This window comes from Burkholderia sp. BCC0419 (genome assembly GCF_902830285.1).
Lineage (GTDB): Bacteria > Pseudomonadota > Gammaproteobacteria > Burkholderiales > Burkholderiaceae > Burkholderia.
This window is the reverse complement of the sequence record NZ_CADESR010000003.1, coordinates 71,070-90,508: the sequence shown is the minus strand read 5'-3', so window position 1 is coordinate 90,508 and position 19,439 is coordinate 71,070. Positions and strand designations below refer to the sequence as shown.

Here is a 19,439-nt window from a genome sequence, read left to right as displayed (position 1 = left end):
AATGACCGGACGGGAGCAGGCATGCACGGCACGGATCGTCGGCAGGACGACATGAACGAACAGGCGTGTGCCGACCGCCTGCGCGGGTGTCTCGAGCGTGCGGATGCGCATCCCGGCGACATCGGAACCGCATGGCTCGCACGTCGCGACCAAGCGGCGGCAGGCGAAGCGCGTGCGCGCGATACAGCGCGGCGCGAAGGTGAGGCTGGCGTGCCGCTGGCCGGCACCGTGCTGACGGTGAAGGCGTGTTTCGATTGCGAAGGCTGGGTCACGCATGCCGGTTCCCGGGTGCTGGCCGACGAGCCGCCGGCGCGCAGCGACGCCGCGCTGGTGTCGGCGCTGCGTCGCGCCGGCGCGGTCCTGGTCGCACAGACGGCGATGACCGAGTTCGCGTACGGCGCGCTCGGGGTGAACCGCGCATATGGAACGCCGACGACGCCGCTCGATGCGCGGCGCGAGCGGGTGGCCGGCGGATCGAGTTCGGGTGCGGCGGTGTCGGTGGCGCTCGGCGCGGCCGACCTGTCGCTGGGTTCCGATACGAGCGGTTCCGCGCGCATTCCGGCGGCATTCTGCGGGGTGACCGGATTCAAGCCTTCGCGCGGACGCTATGCGACCGACGGCATGCAGTTTCTGTCGACCAGCTTCGACGTACCGGGCTTGCTGGCCGCGACGGTCGGCCTGTGCCGGCAAGCGGACGCGGCGTTGCATGGCGCAGACGCATCCCGCCGGCAAGGACAACCGGCAAGCATCCGCGATCTGCATTTCATCGTGCCCGAGCCGTTCGCCACCGACGACCTCGACCCTGTCGTCGGGCACACATTCGATGCGTGGTTGTCGCGTCTTTCCGCGCACGGCGCGCGCATCCGGCGCAAGCGGCTCGATTGCGTGGCCGAGGCCGGTGCCGTCGCACGCGCGGGCGGCATCATCGCGGCGGAGGCGTTCATGCTGCATCGCGCGCGTCTCGCAACGGCCGCGGATCGCTACGATCCGTTGGTTGGCCCGCGCATCGCCGCAGGCGAGCACGTTCGCGCGCACGACTATGCGGCCGCATTGCTGCGTCTCGCCGCGCTTGCCGACACGTATCACGCCGATCTCGGCGACGCGGATGCGGTGCTGACGCCGACGGTGCCGATGCTGCCTCCGCGCGTGGCCGATCTGGCCGACGAAGCCGTCTATCTCGCGCAGAACGCGCGGGCGTTCAGGCTGACCGAATTCGCGAACCGGCTCGATCTGCCGAGCATCAGTGTGCCGGGCGACCTGCAGAGCAGGCAGCCCGTCGGCCTGCTGATCACCGGACGCCGCGGCGAAGACGCACGGCTCTTCGATGCTGCGGCCGCGGTCGAACGTACGCTGACCGGATTCGCATGACGCGTTTCCCTGCGGCAAGGATCGCCTTGCCATCTTTCATCACCACTATTCAGAGGTACTTATGATAATCGTGAGATCGGCAGACATTGCGAATACCGAGCGCCACGCCAGCGGTCCGGGCTGGGACAGCAAACGCATGATCGTCAAGCAGGACGGCGTCGGTTATTCCGTCCACGAGACACGCGTGCATGAAGGCGCGGAGTTGCATCTGCACTACAAGAACCACTTCGAAACCAACTATTGCGTGGCGGGAGAAGGGGAAGTCGTCGATACGGCGACCGGCCACGTGCACCGGATCACGCCCGGAACGATCTATGCACTGAACCTGAACGATCCGCATATCCTGCGTGCGACGCGCGGCGACCTGCACCTCGTGTGCGTGTTCAATCCGCCGCTGACGGGGCTCGAAACGCACCGGGAAGACGGCAGTTACGCGCTGCCGACGGAAGCGCAAGCCTGAGCGCGCGTGATGCGTATCCGCTGCGGGCCGCATCGCGCGGCACGCAGCGGCGGCATTCGGTTCAGGCGGCCTCGCGATGGCTGCGCTTGATCGCTTCGATCAGCATCCGCTCGGAATCGTCGAGATAGCGCGTGAGCGTGGTGACGGCCTCGCTGCGGCGGTTCTGCGTGAGCAGGTCGTAGATCCGGTATTCGCGTTGGATCCAGTCGGGCGTCTGTATGCGCTTCTCGTCGGGATCGGCGGCAAAGACGAGGCGCAGTTGCGCCGAGATGGTTCGGAAGAACTCGTCGAGCAGCGCCGATTTCTGCAGCGCGACGATGTGCTGGTGAAACCGTAGGCTGTGCGTGCCGACCGCCTGCCAGTTTTCCTTGTCGAGTTCGCGTTCGGCCGCACGAATGGCGGCCTGCATTTTCTCGAGCAGCGCCGGCTGCGCGAGTTCGGCCGTGTTCAGCGCATGCAGTTCGAGCGTGCGGCGCGCGACGTAGAGATCGCGCACGTCCTGGCGATTCAGCGTGCGCACGACGACGCCCTTGTGCCGCACGAACGTGACGAGCCCTTCACGGCCAAGCTGGTGCAGGACTTCGCGGAGCGAGTTGCGCGACGTATCGTATTCGGCGGCGAGGTCCATCTCGATCAGCGCGGTGCCGGGCGGCAGCTTGCCGCTGATGATGTGTTCGCGCAGTTGATGGCTGATCCGGTCGGCGACCGACTGTCCTCTCGCTTTTTCGCTTGCCATTCCGTTCGTTCGCTCCTCTCCTGATCGTGCGCCGCCGGCGTGGCCGGCCGGCGGCGTTTCGCCATTCTACGGGCTGCGGCCCAGGTTACGCCGTTTTACCGGTCTGCCAGTCGGCCTGCGGCGGCTGCACCCCGTGCTGGCCGCGGTACGGCGCGACGGACGGCGACGACCAGCCTTCGAGCAAACTCGGGTCGAGCCGGTACACCTCGACGCCGAGCGGCCGGCACACGTCGATCGGATCGCGTGCGCCGGGTCCCCACATCGGCACCGACAGATCGCCGCCCGGGCACGTGGACATCGCGCACAGCACGTCGATTTCGGCGAAGAATTCGAGGTAGTCGCCCGGCTTCGCGGGGCACGCCTTCATGAAGTACTTGTCGTCGTCGTTCAGGCCGGTGCACTGGAACACGTTGAGCACGTCGTGCACGTCGAATTCGGTCAGCCCGTACGGCGCGACCGCGCGCACGAGATTCGAGTGGCAGTGGAAATGGAAGTCCTCGCCGGTCAGCAGCTTGTTCACGTACGGGTCGCAGCGCGTGCCGAGCAGGTCGTGCACGCGGCCGCCGTCGCCGTCGACGCCATAGTCGGCCAGCGTGTCGTCGGTGATCGTGACCATCGGGCGCAGGTACGGCAGCGTCGACCACAGCCGGTCGAACGTCGTCACGTGCGCGGCTTGCAACTGGCGCGTGCGCGACGCCCACATGCGTTCGCGCGGATTGTGCAGGTTCCACATGTTGAAGTCGGCGACCTGCGGGCCTTCGAGCGTGACGATCCGGAACACGTGGCCGGCCGGCACCGTCCACGCGAAGCCGCTGCGGATCGGCACGACGTGCGACGCGATGCGTTCGCGCGCGTCCTGGCGCTGCGCGATCGCGGAATAAAAGGCCTTGTCGACGTTCAGGACGGAACCCTTGGTGACCTGGTAGGCGGCGGGATAGTTCGACATGACGCGGTACTCTCGGCAAAGGTTGGCAGATGCGGCGATCCGGCTGAAACCCTTTGTGGCGGCCGGTCAGGCGTCAATTCACATGCTGGATTGTTCAACAATAAATTGGCGCTCCGGGGAGTATAGGGGGAAGGCGGGGAGGTGTGTCAATCGGAGGAAAGTACGGAGGGGGAGCGGTGAGGCGGCGCACGCGTCGCGTTCGGCGAAACGCCCGGCGCCGCAAATAAAAAACCGCCGGCATATGCCGGCGGTCTCACTTTGGAGCCCGGTCGCTCGTGCGCCGGAAGCGCACGTCAGACCTTGATTTCAGGCCCGCGCGCGGCCGGCCGTGCCGGCGCCGCCGGGGCAGGCGCCGTCGAACGCGTCGAAGGTTGCGCCGGCACGATCACGACGACCGGTTCCGGCATCGCCCACGGCGCCATCGCGAACCCGACCGGCTGCGGCATCGGCATCGCGAACGCGTTGGCGAGCGCGATGTGCTGCAGCGCCATCATCTGCTGCTGCATCGCGACCATTTGTGCCTGCGCCACCTGCATCCGATACTGCGCGGCCTGTATTTGCCGCAATGCCGCCGCGGGCGGCATGCCGCCCGACGACGACGTCTGCATCTCGAAGCTCGCGCCGCCTTGCGGGCTGTGCCAGCTCCACGTGCTGACCTTCATCGGGCCGACCGCCGTCTGGACGACGCGCGTTTCGGCTTTCACGGGCACGGCCTGCCCGTCGACATTGACGAACATCGGTTGGGCGGCGGCTGCCGCGCCGGCCTGCCCGGCCAGGGCGAACACGGGCACCAGCGCCAGCGCGCCCGCCGCCATATACGAACGGAATCGCATCTTCGTATCTCCATTAAACGAGACTTGATCGAATCAACAATGACGTGCGGCTCACGGAGTGAGCCACCCGAGACAGTGCGGCCGTCGGCTTAAATCAACATTAAAACCGTCGCCGGCCGGCCCGATCAGCGCATTTCAGGACGTGCCGCAACCGGTATTCAACCTCGCCCACGCCAGGGGAATCCTGTCGCGCGGTGCAACAACGGGCACAATACGGAATTCGCCACGACCGCACGCATGTTCGGCATTCGAACATTGACGGTGCGGCACTGCTGCCCGATCTCCTTCCCAGTCGTCATGAACGCCACGCTCACTCCCGCGCGCGAGTCGAATTCGCCGCGCTTCCTGCTGTTCCTGATCTGCCTGTTCGCATCCGCCGGCCAGCTCGCGATCGACATCTACGTGCCCGCGCTGCCCGACATGGCCCGTTCGTTCGCGACCACGCCGCAGGCGATCCAGTCGAGCGTGTCCGGCTACATGGCGGCCTATGCGCTCGGCCAATTGATCTTCGGGCCGATCGCCGACGCCTACGGACGCAAGCGCGTGCTCGCGTTCGGGCTCGTGATCTACACGATCGGCTGCCTGCTGTCGCTCGGCGCACCGAATCTCGAGACGTTCGTGCTGGCGCGCTGCCTGCAGGGCTTCGGGATCGCGACCACCAACCTGCTGGCGAAGGCGATCATCACCGATTCGTTCTCCGGCCAGGCATTGATGCACGCGTTCACGTACATGTCGATCGCGTGGGGGCTCGCCCCGATCATCGCGCCGGTGATCGGCGCGCACCTGCAGGAATGGTTCGGCTGGCGCGCGTGCCTCGTGTTCCTGCTGGTCTACTCGCTGGCGATGTGGGCGCTGCTGTGGCATTACCGCGAAACCTTGCCGAAGCCGGTGCATCTCGAGCCGCGCACGCTGATGGCGAACACGGGCAAGGTGCTGGCGAGCCCGGTGTTCCAGAGCTGCTTCCTCGCACAGGGGCTGTGCTACAGCATCCTGCTGGTGTTCAACATCGTCGGGCCGTTCATGGTGCAGACCACGCTGCACAAGCCGCCGACCTTTTTCGGTTATCTCGCGCTCGGCATCGGCCTCATGTATTTCCTCGGCGGCCTGTCGAACCGGATTCACGGGCGCGGGCTGCCGAGTGCCGAGCAACGGCTGCGTATCGGCGCGCGCGTGATGGCGGGCGCGTCGGTCGCGATGCTGGTGCTGGCGCTGACCGTCGGCCTGCGCGTGTGGACGCTCGCGACGCCGGTGCTCGTGATGGGCTTCTGCGCGGGCGCGATGTATCCGACGCTGATGGCCAAGGGCAATTCGCTGTTTCCGCATATCGCCGGCCTGACGAGCGCGATTCTCGGCTGTGCGCTGCTGCTCGTGTCGTCCGCGATGATGGGCCTGGCCGGTTTCGTGTCGATTCAGGTGCTGACGCCGCTGGCGGTGTTCTTCGTCGCGTTGTCGTTCATCGTCGTGTGGATGGTGACGAAGCTGCTGCGGTATCTGTCGCAGCAGCAGGCGGCGCCGGTGGTGTGCGGGCGCGGGGAGGCGGCGTGAGCCCGGATGGTGATCGACTCATGAACCGAATCCTGCTGAATCGCGTCGCCCGGTCCGACGCCGCCGACCTGATCGCCGGCAACCGCGCGAGCCGGAGCCATCATCTGCCGTGGGTCGATTCGTTCATCGACCAGACCGGGTTCGATCAATGGTTCGCCCGCTGCCTGACGGGGCCGAACGTCGGACTCGTCGCGCGGGAGCGGGCGTCAGGCGCGGTGGTCGGCGTGGTGAACTTCAACGAGATCGTCGGCGGGGTGTTTCAGAGCGCCTATCTTGCGTACTACGGGATGGCCGATGTCAGCCGCAAGGGGCTGATGACGGAGGCGCTGCGCGCGGCGATCGACGTCGCGTTCGGCGAACTCGGGCTGCACCGGCTCGAAGCGAACATCCAGCCCGGCAACCATGCGTCGATCGCGCTGGTTCGACGGCTCGGGTTCAGGCAAGAGGGTTTTTCGCCGCGCTATCTGCGCATCGGCGGCGAATGGCGCGACCACGAGCGCTGGGCGCTGCTGGCCGACGACGCGCACGAAGCCGGCGCCTGACGGTCGATTCCTGCTCCGTCTCGCGTCGCTTATAGCGGATGCGCGGCCCCGGCCTGCTGCAGCAGCGACACGGCAGCCGGGTCCGGCAGTCCGTTCGGATCGATTGCCCCAGCCTTGGCCAGTGCAACGAGATCGCCGTCGATGCCCGGTTGCCCGACCACGAACGAGGTGGTCAGGAACGCCGGCGCGGCGAGCGTGACCGCATAACGCTGCTGCAGGTTCGTGACCACGGCCGATTGTGCGGCCTGCACGGTGTCCGGGCTGTTCATTGCCCGCTGGTAGCGCAGGCTATTCTGGAAATTGCCGATCAGCCCGGCCGTGTTCGTCCCGAGTTGCGCCGCGAGATAGACCAGCATCAGCTCGGTCTCGGGCGTCGTATTGAAGGTGCCGCCCGCGTAGGCGAGCGAATGCAGGCTCGCGCCGCCCGACGCTACGGTGATGACGCATGGCAGCGCGGCGTTGAGCGTCATACGGTAGTTGCCGCCGCCGTCCGTCAGCGTCGTCGCCGAGCCCGCCGCGCAATTGACCGTGACCTGGGCGCTTGCGAGCGCGTCGCCCGTCGCGGCCGTGCCCGACAGCGCGACGGTCTGCGTGTTGTCGTTGAAGCACACGTCGACGCCGAAACAGGCATCGCCGTTGCAGGCCTGGAGGGCGGCGAGCGTTGCAACGCACAACGCGCCTAGCGCGGGGCGGGTGAAGCGTTCATGGCGAATGTTCATGGTCGCGGGCAATCGAGAGAATGAGGCAACCGGTGCGCGTCGGGAATGCGGCGCTGCTGTCATTCTATGTCCCGAACCGGGTGAAAGCGAATACGGCCGGCCAGTAAGGCCGGCCCACCGGCTCAGGGCTTGCGCGCGGCCGGCTTCGCGAACGCGCCGCGCACCTCGAAGCCAATCGCATCCGCGACGTTGCCGCGCGCGTCGACGAGCTCGAGCCGATGCCGGCCCGGCCACGGCAACCACGCGACGCGGTCGGCATGCCCGATCACCTTGTCGTCGAGCCGCCACGCGAATTTCGCCGCGCGCCCGGCCGAGCGCTCGAACCAGATCCGCTGGTTCTTCGGCGGAATGTCCGGGTCGATCGCGAAGATCGTGCCGTCGGTCGGCGCGCCGATCGTCAGCGGCGCACGCGCGCCGTCCTTGCCCGGCGTGACGGGCGCCGCGAGCCGGATCGTGTCGACCGCCGTGCCCGCGATGAACCACTCGCTGCGGGCCGGCTCGATGTCGCGCTCGAACGCGATGCGGCGCGTCTCGACGCCGGCCGGCGCACGCGGCGCGCGGCTCGGCAGGTCGCGGTGCAGGTAGCCGACGACGGCCGACCACACGGGCGACGCGCCCGTCACGCCCGACACGTCCCACATCGGCGAGCCGTCCGCATTGCCGACCCACACCCCGACCGTATAGCGCGACGTGAAACCGATGGTCCAGTTGTCGCGCATGTCCTTGCTCGTGCCGGTCTTGACTGCCGAAAAGAAGCGCGTCGCGAGCGGGTTGTCGAAGCCGAACGTGCGCACACGCGCGTTGTTGTCGGACAGGATGTCGGTCACGACGAAGCTGGCTGCCTCGCTGAACACGCGCGTGCCGGCGTCTGCCCGCGCGGGCGCCGATGCACCGGAGGCCGGCGTCGGTGCCGTGGCCGGCAGGTCGACGACCGTGCGCACGACGCCGCCGTTCGCGAGCGCGCGATATGCGTTGGTCAGCGACAGCAGCGTGACGTCCGCACTGCCGAGCGCGAGGCTGAAGCCGTAGTAATCGCCTTCCTGCGCGAGCGGCAGGCCGAGTGCGGTCAGCGTGCGCGCGAAGCGGTGTGGCGTGACGAGCACGAGCGTACGCACGGCCGGCACGTTCAGCGAGCCGCCGAGCGCGCTGCGCACGCTCACCCAGCCCTTGAAATCCTTGTCGTAGTTCTGCGGAATGTACAGGCCGCCGCCGGCGGCGAGGTTGATCGGCGCGTCGTCGAGCAGCGACGCGGCCGTCAGCCGCTTTTCGTCGAGCGCCTGCGCATAGAGGAACGGCTTGAGCGTCGAGCCGGCCTGGCGCGGCGCGAGCACGGCGTCGACGTCGCGCGCGCTCGACAGCGCCCCGGACGAGCCGACCCACGCGCGGATCTCGCCGGTCGCGTTGTCGATCACGACCACCGCGCCGTCCTGCACGTTGCGCCGGTGCGCGGGCGCATTGAGTTCGGTCAGCGCGCGCATCAGCGTGTCGCGCGCGAAGCGCTGCAGCGGCGCATCGAGCGTCGTGCGGACCTGCGCGCCGGCCGCCGGCTTGACCTCGGTCGCGATGCGCCGCGCGAAGTGCGGGGCGAGGGCGGCGCCGTCCGCCGTGACGTCGTTACGCACGGCGCTGGCCGGGCGCGCTGTGACGAGCTGCACGTAGCCGTCGAGCGACGCGCACGCCTGCCCGGCCTGCATGTCGCGCAGGATCCGGCACGCGCGCTCGGCGATCTTCGCCGGCGCCGCGTTGGGCGCACGCACGAGTGCGGCCGCGATCGCGGCCTCGCGCGCGTCGAGGCCCGACGGCGCCTTGCCGAACAGCACCTGCGACAGCGCGCCGAGCCCGATCGTCTCGCCGCGGAACGGCACCAGGTTCAGGTAGGCCTCGAGGATCCGGTCCTTGCGCCAGCTGCGTTCGAGCCACAGCGCATTCACGGCCTGCGTGGCCTTCTGCGGCAGCGAGCGCTGGCCCGAGCGGCGCGGCGAGTCGCTGAGCAAGCCCGCGAGCTGCATCGTGACGGTCGACGCGCCGCGCGTGCGCTCGTTCCACAGGTTGCCCCACGCGGCGCCGGCGATGCCGCGCCAGTCGACGCCGCTGTGTTCGTAGAAGCGCTTGTCCTCGGACACGACGATCGCCTCGCGGAACGCGGGCGATACGTCGGCGAGCGACACCCAGTCGCCGCGCCGTTCGGTGAGGTCGATGCGGGTGCGCTGCAGCGGCGTGCCGTCGCGCGCGAGCAGCACCCAGTCGGAACTGCGCCAGTTGCGGCGCACCTCGTCGTAGCCGGGCAGCGCATGCGCGACGAGCGGTGCGGCCAGCACGACCGCGACGAATACGCGGCCGGCGAAACGCGCCGGCCGCGGCAATGCCAGATCGATCATCTCGGTCTCGTCACTTGCCCGCGTCGGCCGGCTTCACGGTCATCGGCGGGTTCGGCCACAGGCCGTACACGGACGGTGCATACAGTGCCTCGACGCGCGTCGGCGGCAGTCCGAACGTGCCGACGTTGTTCAGCCGCACCGTGTACTCGACCGAGAATTTGCCCTTCGGCAAATAGTCGTAGTACGCACGATAGCCGTCGAAGTCGCGCTCGATGAACGTCGGCCACGCGCCGTCCGGCGTTTTCTCGCCCTGCGTCGCGGCTTCGGAGTCGCGGCCGAGGCCCGACCCGAGGATCGTCGCACCGGACGGAATCGGATCGTTGACGGCGACCCACGTCATGTCGCTCTGCGCATCGATGTCGAGATGCACGCGCACGACGTCGCCGCGCGTCAGCACGCCCTTGACGGCCGGCGACACGGGCGTGACGGTCTTCGTGATCCGGTAGCCGGCCGCGAACGGCGCGCGCAGCGGCACGGCCGCGAGGCTCTCGACCGTCGCCCACGGGCGGCCGGTGCCGTCCTGCGTGACCGACAGCGTGGCCGGCCCCTGCGACGCACGCGGCCACGGCATCAGCACGCTGCGCGCGGCGGCCGCGCGGGTCGCGGGCGTGGCCGACGCAGGCGTATCGGCAGGCGCGGCCGACGCCGCCAGCGACCACGAGATCGAGCGCTCGTCGCCGCCCAGCGCAACCTTCGTCGCGCCGGCGACCGGCGTGCTCTCGTAGGTTCGCGAGAAGCGCTCGACCGCGAGCAGGCCGAGCGCGTTCGACGTCGTCGTCTGCCATGCGCCCAGGCGTTGCAGCGCGAGCAGGCCGGCCGTCACGCGCGGCATCTCGTCCTTCCACGCCGGGTCGCCCGCGAACTCCAGCGCGAGACGCGCGGCGTTGGTCTCGTTGCTGGTCATCAGCCACCACAGGTCGTCGTCGCGCGCGGTCGAGAACACGAGCTGCGTGCCCTGGTACGTCAGGCGCGCCCGCAGGATCTGGTCGACCTGCGCGCGTTTCTCGTCGCGTTGCGGGATGTCCTTCACGCGCGTCAGGATCGCGTGATAGTCGATCACCGCCGACGTCGGCCACTGGTTCGGCGCGATCTCGATCGAACCGAGCATGCGGCCCTGCGCGGCGCCGTAGCGCGACAGCGCCTCGATCGCGGCGAGCTTGCGCAGATCGCGATCCTGGCGCGGCGCCCATGCGTTGCGCTCGAGGCGGCCGTCGACGAAGCGCGCGAGCCCGGCTTCGAGCTGCGTGCGCAGGTCTTCCGGCAGCGCGAAGCGCGGGTCGAGTCGGCTGGCTTCGTCGGACACCACGAGCAGGTACGACGACAGCGTCGGGCTGCCGTGATGCGAATCGTCGGACGACGGCGGGAAGTAGCTCGCCAGGCCGTCGCTGTCGAGATAGACGGGCATGCGCGCAACCAGCGCCTGCCATTGCGCGGGGTCGCGCAGCCCGATCGCACGCGAGGTCTGCTGTTCGAGGCAGCGATACGGATAGCGCTCGAACCAGCGCCGCACGCCGGGCAGGCCGTCGGCGAGCTTCGACTGCAGCGACACGGCGATGCCGCCGCGCGGTGCGCCCTGTGCGTTGCTCGCCGCGCCGGCCGGGGCCGACACGGGCACCGTCAGCGTGCCGTCGACCTGCGCGAGCGTCGCCTGCTGCACCGTTACCGGCAATGCGGGCACGACCTTCTGCGCGACCGCCAGCGCGTCGGACGCGCGCTTGCCGCCTTGCTCGGCCGCCTCGATGCGCCAGTTCAGCGCACCGGCCGCATCGAGCGCCTGCTCGGGCACGGTGATCGTCCACGCGACCTCGGTCGCCGCATTCGCCGCCAGCGACACGGTTTGCGGCGCGACGTCGAGGCCCGTCACGCGCGGCGTCACGACGACCTGCATCGCGCGGTCGGTCGTGTTGCGCAGCGTGACCTGCGCGCGGAACGCGTCGCCTTCGCGCACGAGCGGCGGCAGGCCGGAGATCAGTTGCAGATCCTGCGTGCTGCGGATCGACGTGCTGCCCGTGCCGAAACGGTCGGGGCCGACCGCCGCGATCGCGACGATCCGGAAGCGCGTGAGCGCGTCGTTCAGCGGCACCTCGACGGTTGCGCTGCCGTTCGCGTCGAGCGTCACGCGCGGGTTCCACAGCAGCAGGGTGTCGAACAGCTCGCGGGTCGGCGCGCTGCCGCCGCCGCCGCCGGCCGGCACGGCCTTGCGGCCGAAGTGGCGGCGGCCGATGATTTCCATCTGCGCGGTGGCCGTCTCGACGCCGTACGCGCGGCGGCGCAGCATCGCGTCGAGCAGGTCCCAGCTGTTGTTCGGCATCAGTTCGAGCAGCGCTTCGTCGACGGCCGCGAGCGCAATCTGCGTGCCGGCCGGTGCCGGCTGGCCGTTCGGCAGCGTGACCTTCACGTGCGCCTGCGCCTTGCTGCGTACCGTGTAGCGGGTCGCGTCGGTCGTCACGGTCACGCCGAGACGATGCACGCCCGTGCCGACCTTGATCTCGCCGAGGCCATAGCGGAACGCGGGCTTCGACAGATCGACGAACGCGGTCGGCGCCTCATAGTGGCGGCCTTCGCGCCAGAACGCGCGCGCCCATTCGACCGGCGCCTTCCAGCCCCACGTGAAGAACGAGTACCACGGCACTTCGCGAATCCGGCCGCGCAGTGCGAGCACCGATACGTAGACGTTCGGCCCCCACGATTCGCCGACCTTCAGGTCGACGGTCGGGTTCTTGCCGTTCAGCTCGACGATATGCGTTTCCATCACGCCGCCGCGCTCGACCGCGACGAGCGCGGTCGCGTAGCGGAACGGCATGCGCACCTGGAAGCGGGCCGTTTCGCCCGGTTCGTACGACGTTTTCTCGGGGATCACGTCGATCCGGTCGGTGTTGTCGCCGCCGAACCAGAGTTCGTCCTCGCGCGTGACCCATACCGACGTCGACGCATTCGACGTACGGCCGTCGCCGTCCTTCGCGACCGCGATCAGCTGCACGTTGCCGGCCTGCTCGAGCGTCGCGTCGCAGGCCATGCGGCCCTTGTCGTCGGTCTTGCCCGAGCACAGCACGCCGAGGTCGCGCGTGTCGCTCTTGTTGTCGTACGCATAGAAGCCGCCGACCATCCGCTTGCGCGACGACGTCGTGATGCGCGCGACGCCCTTGATCTCGATCGGCACCGACGCGCGCGGCTTGCCCTGCAGGTCGACCGCGAGCGCCTGCACCGGCACGCGCTGGCCGACCGACACCCAGCGGCCGGCCTTGATGCCGGCCACCACCGCGGCCGGCCACAGGATCGTGTCGCCGCGGATCGTCTGCACTTCGCCGTTCGGGTCCGCGAACGTCGCCTCCAGCGCGATGCGCTTCGGTGCGTCGACGTCCGGCAGGCCCTTGAGCGTGACCGAGCCCGCGCCGTTGCGGTCGAGCGTCAGCGGCAGCTTGTCGGCGATCAGCTTCGTCGCGTCGGGATCGTTGCTCGATGCCGACGACGACGCGTTGTCGCCGTCCTGCGAATCGTCGTCGGCGTTGCCGTCGCTCGTGTCGGGACGATACGGTGTGAAGCTGAAATCCTCGAAACGATCCGCGAACGGCGGCGATGCCCACTTCATCAGCGCCGACACCTGCACGGGCAGGTTCGATGCGCCGCCGCCCGACACGTAGTCGATCTGCACCGCGAGCGGCGCTTCCTTCACGGCGACGAGCGGGCTCTTCTGCGCGTCGCGTGCGCCGATCGAGCCTTTCAGCACCGGCAGGCGGAACGCCTCGACGCGGAAGCTGCCGCTATAGTAAGTAGCAGTCGGCGCATCGTCCGGGCCGCCTTCGAGCTCGACGCTGTACTCGCCGAGCTTCGCCGCGGCCGGCAGCGTGAACTGCGAGTCTGCGCTGTGGTCGGCCGCCCACGTGAGCGGCAGCTTGTAGGTCTGGCCCGTGCCGAGATGGCGGATCGTCACGCGCGTCGGGTATTGCGACGGGAACGCGAGGCTCTGCAGCGTCTCGGTGCGGATGAAATGCTTCATCGACACGGTTTCGCCGGCGCGCAGCAGCGTGCGGTCGAATACCGTATGCGCGCGCACGGTCGGCGCGCTGCCGGTGTCGGTCGGCACGTTGAAGCGCCACGATTCGATCCCGCGGTTCCAGCCCGAGCTGACGAACGCCATGTCGGGGCCCGTCTTCGGATCGTCGACGCGGGCCGACACGAAGTAGTCGCTAAAGCGCTGTTCCGACGAGCTGCATGCGCGCTTCGGCTCGAACGGCCCGTCGATTTTCAGCAGGCCCTGCGCGTCAGTCTTGCCGGACGCGATTTCGTCGCCGTTGCAGTCCGACACGCGGATCTGCGCGTTCGGCACCGGCTTGCCCTTGTCGAGCGTCGTGACCCACACGAGGTTGTTCTCGCGGCCCTGTTTCAGGTGCACGCCGAGGTTCGTGACCAGCACGGTGGTGCGCACGTACATGCTCGACGGCTTCGCGAGCAGCGAGCGGCCGAGCGCGGGCGACGCGAGTTCGAGCACATAGAAGCCGGGCTTGTCGATCGGCACGCCGACCACTTCGAACGGGCGCAGCGTCTTCGGGTCGGCCTTCGGCAGCGTCAGCACCTGCGCGCCGGGCTCGCCCGTCAGCAGCGACAGCGAGCGCACGTCGATGCGGCGGTTCTTCGGCGCGGGCTGCTTTTCGCCGGCCTCGAGCGGCACGTAGACGGGGTGTTGGCCCTTGCGTTCCAGCAGGCCGGGGATCTGGTTGTCGATCGAGCCGGCCGTCATCGACCAGTTGTCGAAGCGATCGACGGTGCGCATCCACTGGCGGATCGCAGTGTCGTTCTCGACCTTCAGGTTCGCGAATTGCGCGCCGCCCGCATTGAGGCCGGCGATATGCAGGTCGGCCTCGACGTTGCGCAGCGTGACGGGCACCAGCGCGGGCGTACCGGGTTCGGCGAAGCGCTCGACGATCCCGAAGGTGCCCGACGAGAATTTCGCGAGCGGCGGCATCGGCGCGGTGCGCGTCGCGAGCGGGAACAGGTCGGCGTTGGACAGCGGCCGGTCGGTCACGTCGTGCAGGCCCGACGGTAGCTCGACGGTCAGGCCGGCCTGCGCCGGCAGCGGCGGGTTGAACGTGACGGTCGTCACTTCCTCGCTGTGATCGTCGGCGGCGAAGGTGGGCGACAGCGAACCGTCGGGGCCGCGCAGCTTGATCGCGTCGGCCTGCTTGCGCGAGATCGGTGCGTTGAACGACAGCGTGAGCGGGCGCAGCGGCGTGCAGGGCGCCTTCGCATTCTCGCGTTCGCACGAGAAGCTCGCGGCGAACGGTGCGCGCACGGTGAAATCGAAGCGCCGTTCGGTTTCGTTCGCGATGCCGCTCGGGCTCGCGACGCCCTTGCCGTACACGAGCTGCATCTTCGCGCTCGCCGGCAGCGCCTGCGAGCACGACAGCGTCAGCACGCGCGCCGCCTCTTTCTTCAACCCGAAATGATCGAGCAGGGCAGTGCGCGTATCGTCGTCGGCCGCCGTGACGGGAATGCGGTTGCCGATGCCGGCCGCTTCGCACCAGATGTTCGCGAGCGCCGAGCGCGGCTCGGCCGGACCATTCAGCTTCATCACGAAGACCTGCCGCTCCTCGATCTCGCGGGAGCCGGGGCGCACCGACACCGGGAACGGGCCGCCCGTCTGGAACGTGAAGCGACGCGGGCCGCTGGCCGCATTGCCGGCGACCGAACGCAGCGTGTCGTTGAGCGCGACCGAGCAGCGGACGCCGGGCGGCAGGTCGCTTTCGAAATCGTAAACCCAGGTCTTGTCGTCGAGCCAGTGACCCTGGCCGCGGGCGGCCGCCGAATCGTTGCAGGTCACGCGCGCCGGATTCGGCGCGGAGGCCGAGCCGAAGGCGACCATCGGTTCGTCGAACTTGACGACGCTCTGCCGGACTTCGGTGACGGTGCCTTGCGGCGACACGCTCACCGTGCGCGCCGCGCCCGCATGCAGCGACAGGGCCGCGGCGGCGCCGAGCGCCGCGACGGCGCCGATGCGCCAGAGCAGCCGGGTGGTGTGGTTGGTTTGATGCGTTTCTTTGTTGTGCTTGTCGCGCTGCTTCATCGCTCGATTGCCCTCGGAGGGAAGCTTTCTGTTTGATTGCACGGGATTCTAACCGACCGTCGTGCGCGCGCAGCACGGTGTGCAGGTGCAGTGTGTGGTCGGCACGCGACACGGGGGTGCGTGCGGCAGATTTGTCGCGTCGACGACACAAAAATGCAGCGAAATGTCGATTGTCACGGATTGCGGAACATTAAATGGACTATAAAAAGATTGTTTGATCCGGCTTGTGCGCGTACATTGCAGGTCCGCGCCAATGTTTGAGAAATATCAAGCGTGGTTTTCCCGAATCCGGTGTTCGAGAGAAGGAAACATGCATAACGACAACACCCCCCACTCGCGTCGTGACAACGACGCAGCCGTAACCGGCATCACGCGGCGTCAATGGCTGCAGGGCGCACTGGCGCTGACGGTAGCGGGCCTCACCGGCTCGCTGGCGTTGCGGGCCCTGGCCGACGATCCCGGCACCGCGCCGCTCGATACGTTCATGACGCTTTCCGAAGCATTGACCGGCAAGAAAGGGCTGAGCCGCATTACCGGCCAGCGCTATCTGCAGGCATTGCAGAAGGGCTCGTTCAAGACGGCCGACAGCCTGCCGCAACTCGCCGGTGCGCTCGCATCCGGCTCGCTGAATCCCGACCAGGAATCGCTCGCACTGACGATTCTCGGCGCGTGGTATCTCGGCATCGTCGACAACGTCGTGATTACCTACGAAGAAGCATTAATGTTCAGCGTGGTGTCCGATACGCTCGTGATCCCTTCGTATTGCCCCAACAAACCCGGCTTCTGGGCCGAAAAACCGACCGAGAGGCAAGCCTGATGGCCGATACCGATACGCAAAAAGCCGACATCGTCGTCGTCGGATCGGGTGTCGCCGGCGCGATCGTTGCACACCAGCTCGCGATGGCGGGCAAGTCCGTGATCCTGCTGGAAGCCGGCCCGCGCATGCCGCGCTGGGAAATCGTCGAGCGCTTTCGCAACCAGGCCGACAAGACCGATTTCATGGCGCCGTACCCGTCGAGCCCGTGGGCCCCGCATCCGGAATACGGCCCGCCGAACGACTACCTGGTCCTGAAGGGCGAGCACAAGTTCAACTCGCAGTACATCCGTGCGGTGGGCGGCACGACGTGGCACTGGGCCGCGTCGGCGTGGCGCTTCATCCCGAACGACTTCAAGATGAAGACCGTGTACGGCGTCGGCCGCGACTGGCCGATCCAGTACGACGACCTCGAGCATTACTATCAGCGTGCCGAGGAAGAGCTCGGCGTGTGGGGCCCGGGCCCCGAGGAAGACCTGTACTCGCCGCGCAAGCAGGCGTACCCGATGCCGCCGCTGCCGTTGTCGTTCAACGAGCAGACCATCAAGAGCGCGCTCAACGGCTATGACCCGAAGTTCCACGTGGTGACCGAGCCCGTCGCGCGCAACAGCCGCCCGTACGATGGTCGGCCGACCTGTTGCGGCAACAACAATTGCATGCCGATCTGCCCGATCGGTGCGATGTACAACGGCATCGTCCACGTCGAGAAGGCCGAGCAGGCCGGCGCGAAGCTGATCGACAGCGCGGTCGTCTACAAGCTCGAGACCGGGCCGGACAAGCGCATCGTCGCCGCGATCTACAAGGACAAGACGGGCGCCGACCATCGCGTCGAGGGCAAGTACTTCGTGATCGCCGCGAACGGCATCGAGACGCCGAAGATCCTGCTGATGTCCGCGAACCGCGATTTCCCGAACGGTGTCGCGAACAGCTCCGACATGGTCGGCCGCAACCTGATGGACCACCCGGGCACCGGCGTGTCGTTCTACGCGAACGAGAAGCTGTGGCCGGGCCGCGGTCCGCAGGAGATGACGTCGCTGATCGGTTTCCGCGACGGCCCGTTCCGCGCGACCGAAGCCGCGAAGAAGATCCACCTGTCGAACATGTCGCGCGTCAACCAGGAGACGCAGAAGATCTTCAAGGCCGGCAAGCTGATGAAGCACGAGGAGCTCGACGCGCAGATCCGCGACCGTTCCGCGCGCTTCGTGCAGTTCGACTGCTTCCACGAAATCCTGCCGCAACCCGGGAACCGCATCGTGCCGAGCAAGACGGCCACCGACGCGATCGGCATCCCGCGCCCCGAGATCACGTATGCGATCGACGATTACGTGAAGCGCGGCGCCGTGCACACGCGCGAGGTCTACGCGACGGCCGCGAAGGTGCTCGGCGGCACCGACGTCGTCTTCAACGACGAGTTCGCGCCGAACAACCACATCACGGGCGCGACGATCATGGGCGCGGATGCGCGCGACTCGGTCGTCGACAAGGACTGCCGCACGTTCGACCATCCGAACCTGTTCATCTCGAGCAGCTCGACGATGCCGACCGTCGGTACGGTGAACGTGACGCTGACGATCGCGGCGCTCGCGCTGCGGATGTCGGACACGCTGAAGAAGGAAGTCTGACCGTGCGGAAATCTACTCTCACCTTCCTCCTCGCCGGCTGCCTCGCGCTGCCCGGCCTCGCACGCGCGGCCGATTCGGCCGATCCGGCGCAGGTCAAGCGCGGCGAATACCTCGCGGTCGCGGGCGACTGCATGGCGTGCCACACCGCGAAGGGCGGCAAGCCATTCGCGGGCGGCCTCGGCATGCCGGTGCCGATGCTCGGCAAGATCTATACGAGCAACATCACGCCCGATCCCGATACGGGCATCGGCAACTGGACGTTCGACGACTTCGAGCGGGCGGTGCGTCACGGCGTGTCGAAGAATGGCGACAACCTGTACCCGGCGATGCCGTACGTGTCGTACGCGAAGATCAACGACGACGACGTGCAGGCGCTGTACGCATACTTCATGCACGGCGTCGAACCGGTCAAGCAGGCGCCGCCGAAGAACGAGATCCCCGCGCTGCTGAGCATGCGCTGGCCGCTGAAGATCTGGAACTGGCTGTTCCTGAAGGACGGCGTATACCAGCCGAAGCCGGCGCAGAGCGCCGAGTGGAACCGCGGCGCGTATCTCGTGCAGGGCCTCGCGCACTGCAGCACCTGCCACACGCCGCGCGGCATCGCGATGCAGGAGAAGTCGCTCGACGAAACGGGCGGCAGCTTCCTGTCGGGCTCGGTGCTCGCGGGCTGGGACGGCTACAACATCACGTCCGACCCGAACGCGGGGATCGGCGGCTGGACGCAGCAGCAGCTCGTCCAGTACCTGCGCACCGGCAGCGTGCCGGGCCTCGCGCAGGCGGCCGGCCCGATGGCCGAGGCGATCGAGCACAGCTTCTCGAAGATGACCGAAGCCGACATCGGCGCGATCTCGACGTACATCCGTACGGTGCCGGCCGTGGCCAATGGCGACGCGAAGCAGTCACGCTCGTCGTGGGGCAAGCCGGCCGAGGATGGCCAGAAGCTGCGCGGCGTCGCGCTCGCGTCGTCGGGCATCGATCCGGCACGGCTGTATCTCGGCAACTGCGCGACCTGCCACCAGATGCAAGGCAAGGGCACGCCGGACGGTTACTACCCGCCGCTGTTCCACAACTCGACGGTCGGCGCACCGAATCCGACCAACCTCGTGCAGGTGATCCTGAACGGCGTGCAGCGCAAGGCCGGCAGCGAGGACGTCGGGATGCCGGCGTTCCGTCACGAGCTGTCGGATGCGCAGATCGCCGCGCTGACGAACTACCTGACCGGGCAGTTCGGCAATCCGGCCGCGAAGGTGACCGAGCAGGACGTCGCGAAGCTGCGCTGACGCGGCACGCGACGAAGCAGGGCGACAACGTAAAAGAGGAGGAGCACAGCACATCGGGCGGGCCCCGATGCCGGTTGTTGCAGAGCGGGGCGGGCGGCGCGAATGGCCGTCCGCCCCGGTTCACAGGCAATCCGG

The 19,439-nt window shown here is 68.1% G+C and carries 13 protein-coding genes; 7 read left to right on the top strand and 6 right to left on the bottom strand.

Going from position 1 to position 19,439, the window contains the following annotated elements:
- Positions 1-21 precede the first annotated feature (21 nt).
- Positions 22-1,368 carry an amidase family protein gene (locus HWW87_RS18655; RefSeq protein WP_175821577.1) on the top strand — a complete coding sequence of 449 codons (1,347 nt, stop codon included), beginning with the start codon at positions 22-24 and terminating at the stop codon, positions 1,366-1,368.
- Between the two features lie 61 nt (positions 1,369-1,429).
- On the top strand, positions 1,430-1,828 hold the full coding sequence (locus tag HWW87_RS18650) for an ectoine synthase (protein WP_175821576.1): 399 nt from the start codon (positions 1,430-1,432) through the stop codon (positions 1,826-1,828).
- A gap of 61 nt (positions 1,829-1,889) precedes the next feature.
- On the opposite strand, the gene HWW87_RS18645 is transcribed toward HWW87_RS18650, so the two are convergent.
- From HWW87_RS18645 to HWW87_RS18635, 3 genes are all read right to left on the bottom strand, one after another.
- Positions 1,890-2,564: a GntR family transcriptional regulator gene (locus HWW87_RS18645; protein WP_174432817.1), complete on the bottom strand. Its 675-nt coding sequence runs from the start codon at positions 2,562-2,564 to the stop codon at positions 1,890-1,892.
- A gap of 85 nt (positions 2,565-2,649) precedes the next feature.
- Positions 2,650-3,510, bottom strand: coding sequence for a DUF1989 domain-containing protein (locus tag HWW87_RS18640; protein WP_175821575.1), 861 nt, complete (start codon positions 3,508-3,510; stop codon positions 2,650-2,652).
- Positions 3,511-3,803: 293 nt separating this feature from the next.
- Complete coding sequence (locus HWW87_RS18635; protein WP_175821574.1) at positions 3,804-4,343, bottom strand: hypothetical protein; 540 nt, start codon at positions 4,341-4,343, stop codon at positions 3,804-3,806.
- A 297-nt stretch (positions 4,344-4,640) separates the two neighbouring features.
- On the opposite strand from HWW87_RS18635, the gene HWW87_RS18630 reads away from it, so the two are divergent.
- Both HWW87_RS18630 and HWW87_RS18625 read left to right on the top strand, forming a co-directional pair.
- Positions 4,641-5,888: a multidrug effflux MFS transporter gene (locus HWW87_RS18630; protein ID WP_175821573.1), complete on the top strand. Its 1,248-nt coding sequence runs from the start codon at positions 4,641-4,643 to the stop codon at positions 5,886-5,888.
- A gap of 20 nt (positions 5,889-5,908) precedes the next feature.
- Positions 5,909-6,430, top strand: a complete 522-nt coding sequence (locus HWW87_RS18625; protein WP_175821572.1) for a GNAT family protein — start codon at positions 5,909-5,911, stop codon at positions 6,428-6,430.
- 29 nt (positions 6,431-6,459) lie between these two features.
- On the opposite strand, the gene HWW87_RS18620 is transcribed toward HWW87_RS18625, so the two are convergent.
- From HWW87_RS18620 to HWW87_RS18610, 3 genes are all read right to left on the bottom strand, one after another.
- Complete coding sequence (locus HWW87_RS18620; protein ID WP_175821571.1) at positions 6,460-7,149, bottom strand: hypothetical protein; 690 nt, start codon at positions 7,147-7,149, stop codon at positions 6,460-6,462.
- Positions 7,150-7,271: 122 nt separating this feature from the next.
- Positions 7,272-9,527 (bottom strand): penicillin-binding protein 1C, encoded by a 2,256-nt coding sequence (gene pbpC, locus HWW87_RS18615; RefSeq protein ID WP_175821570.1) that lies wholly within the window; start codon positions 9,525-9,527, stop codon positions 7,272-7,274.
- Between the two features lie 10 nt (positions 9,528-9,537).
- On the bottom strand, positions 9,538-15,588 hold the full coding sequence (locus HWW87_RS18610; RefSeq protein WP_175821569.1) for an MG2 domain-containing protein: 6,051 nt from the start codon (positions 15,586-15,588) through the stop codon (positions 9,538-9,540).
- Between the two features lie 310 nt (positions 15,589-15,898).
- Between HWW87_RS18610 and HWW87_RS18605 the strand changes: the two genes are divergently transcribed.
- The 3 genes from HWW87_RS18605 to HWW87_RS18595 are packed head-to-tail and all read left to right on the top strand — an operon-like array spanning position 15,899 to position 19,304.
- The gene (locus HWW87_RS18605) at positions 15,899-16,405 is read left to right on the top strand and encodes a sugar dehydrogenase complex small subunit (protein ID WP_175821568.1); all 507 of its coding nucleotides are present in this window, start codon (positions 15,899-15,901) and stop codon (positions 16,403-16,405) included.
- A complete protein-coding gene (locus HWW87_RS18600) occupies positions 16,405-18,024 on the top strand; it encodes a GMC family oxidoreductase (RefSeq protein ID WP_175821567.1) in 1,620 nt (539 codons plus the stop codon). The genes HWW87_RS18605 and HWW87_RS18600 overlap by 1 nt, the downstream gene beginning before the upstream one ends.
- A 2-nt stretch (positions 18,025-18,026) precedes the next feature.
- Positions 18,027-19,304: a cytochrome c gene (locus HWW87_RS18595; protein ID WP_175821566.1), complete on the top strand. Its 1,278-nt coding sequence runs from the start codon at positions 18,027-18,029 to the stop codon at positions 19,302-19,304.
- The last annotated feature ends 135 nt before the right edge of the window (positions 19,305-19,439 follow it).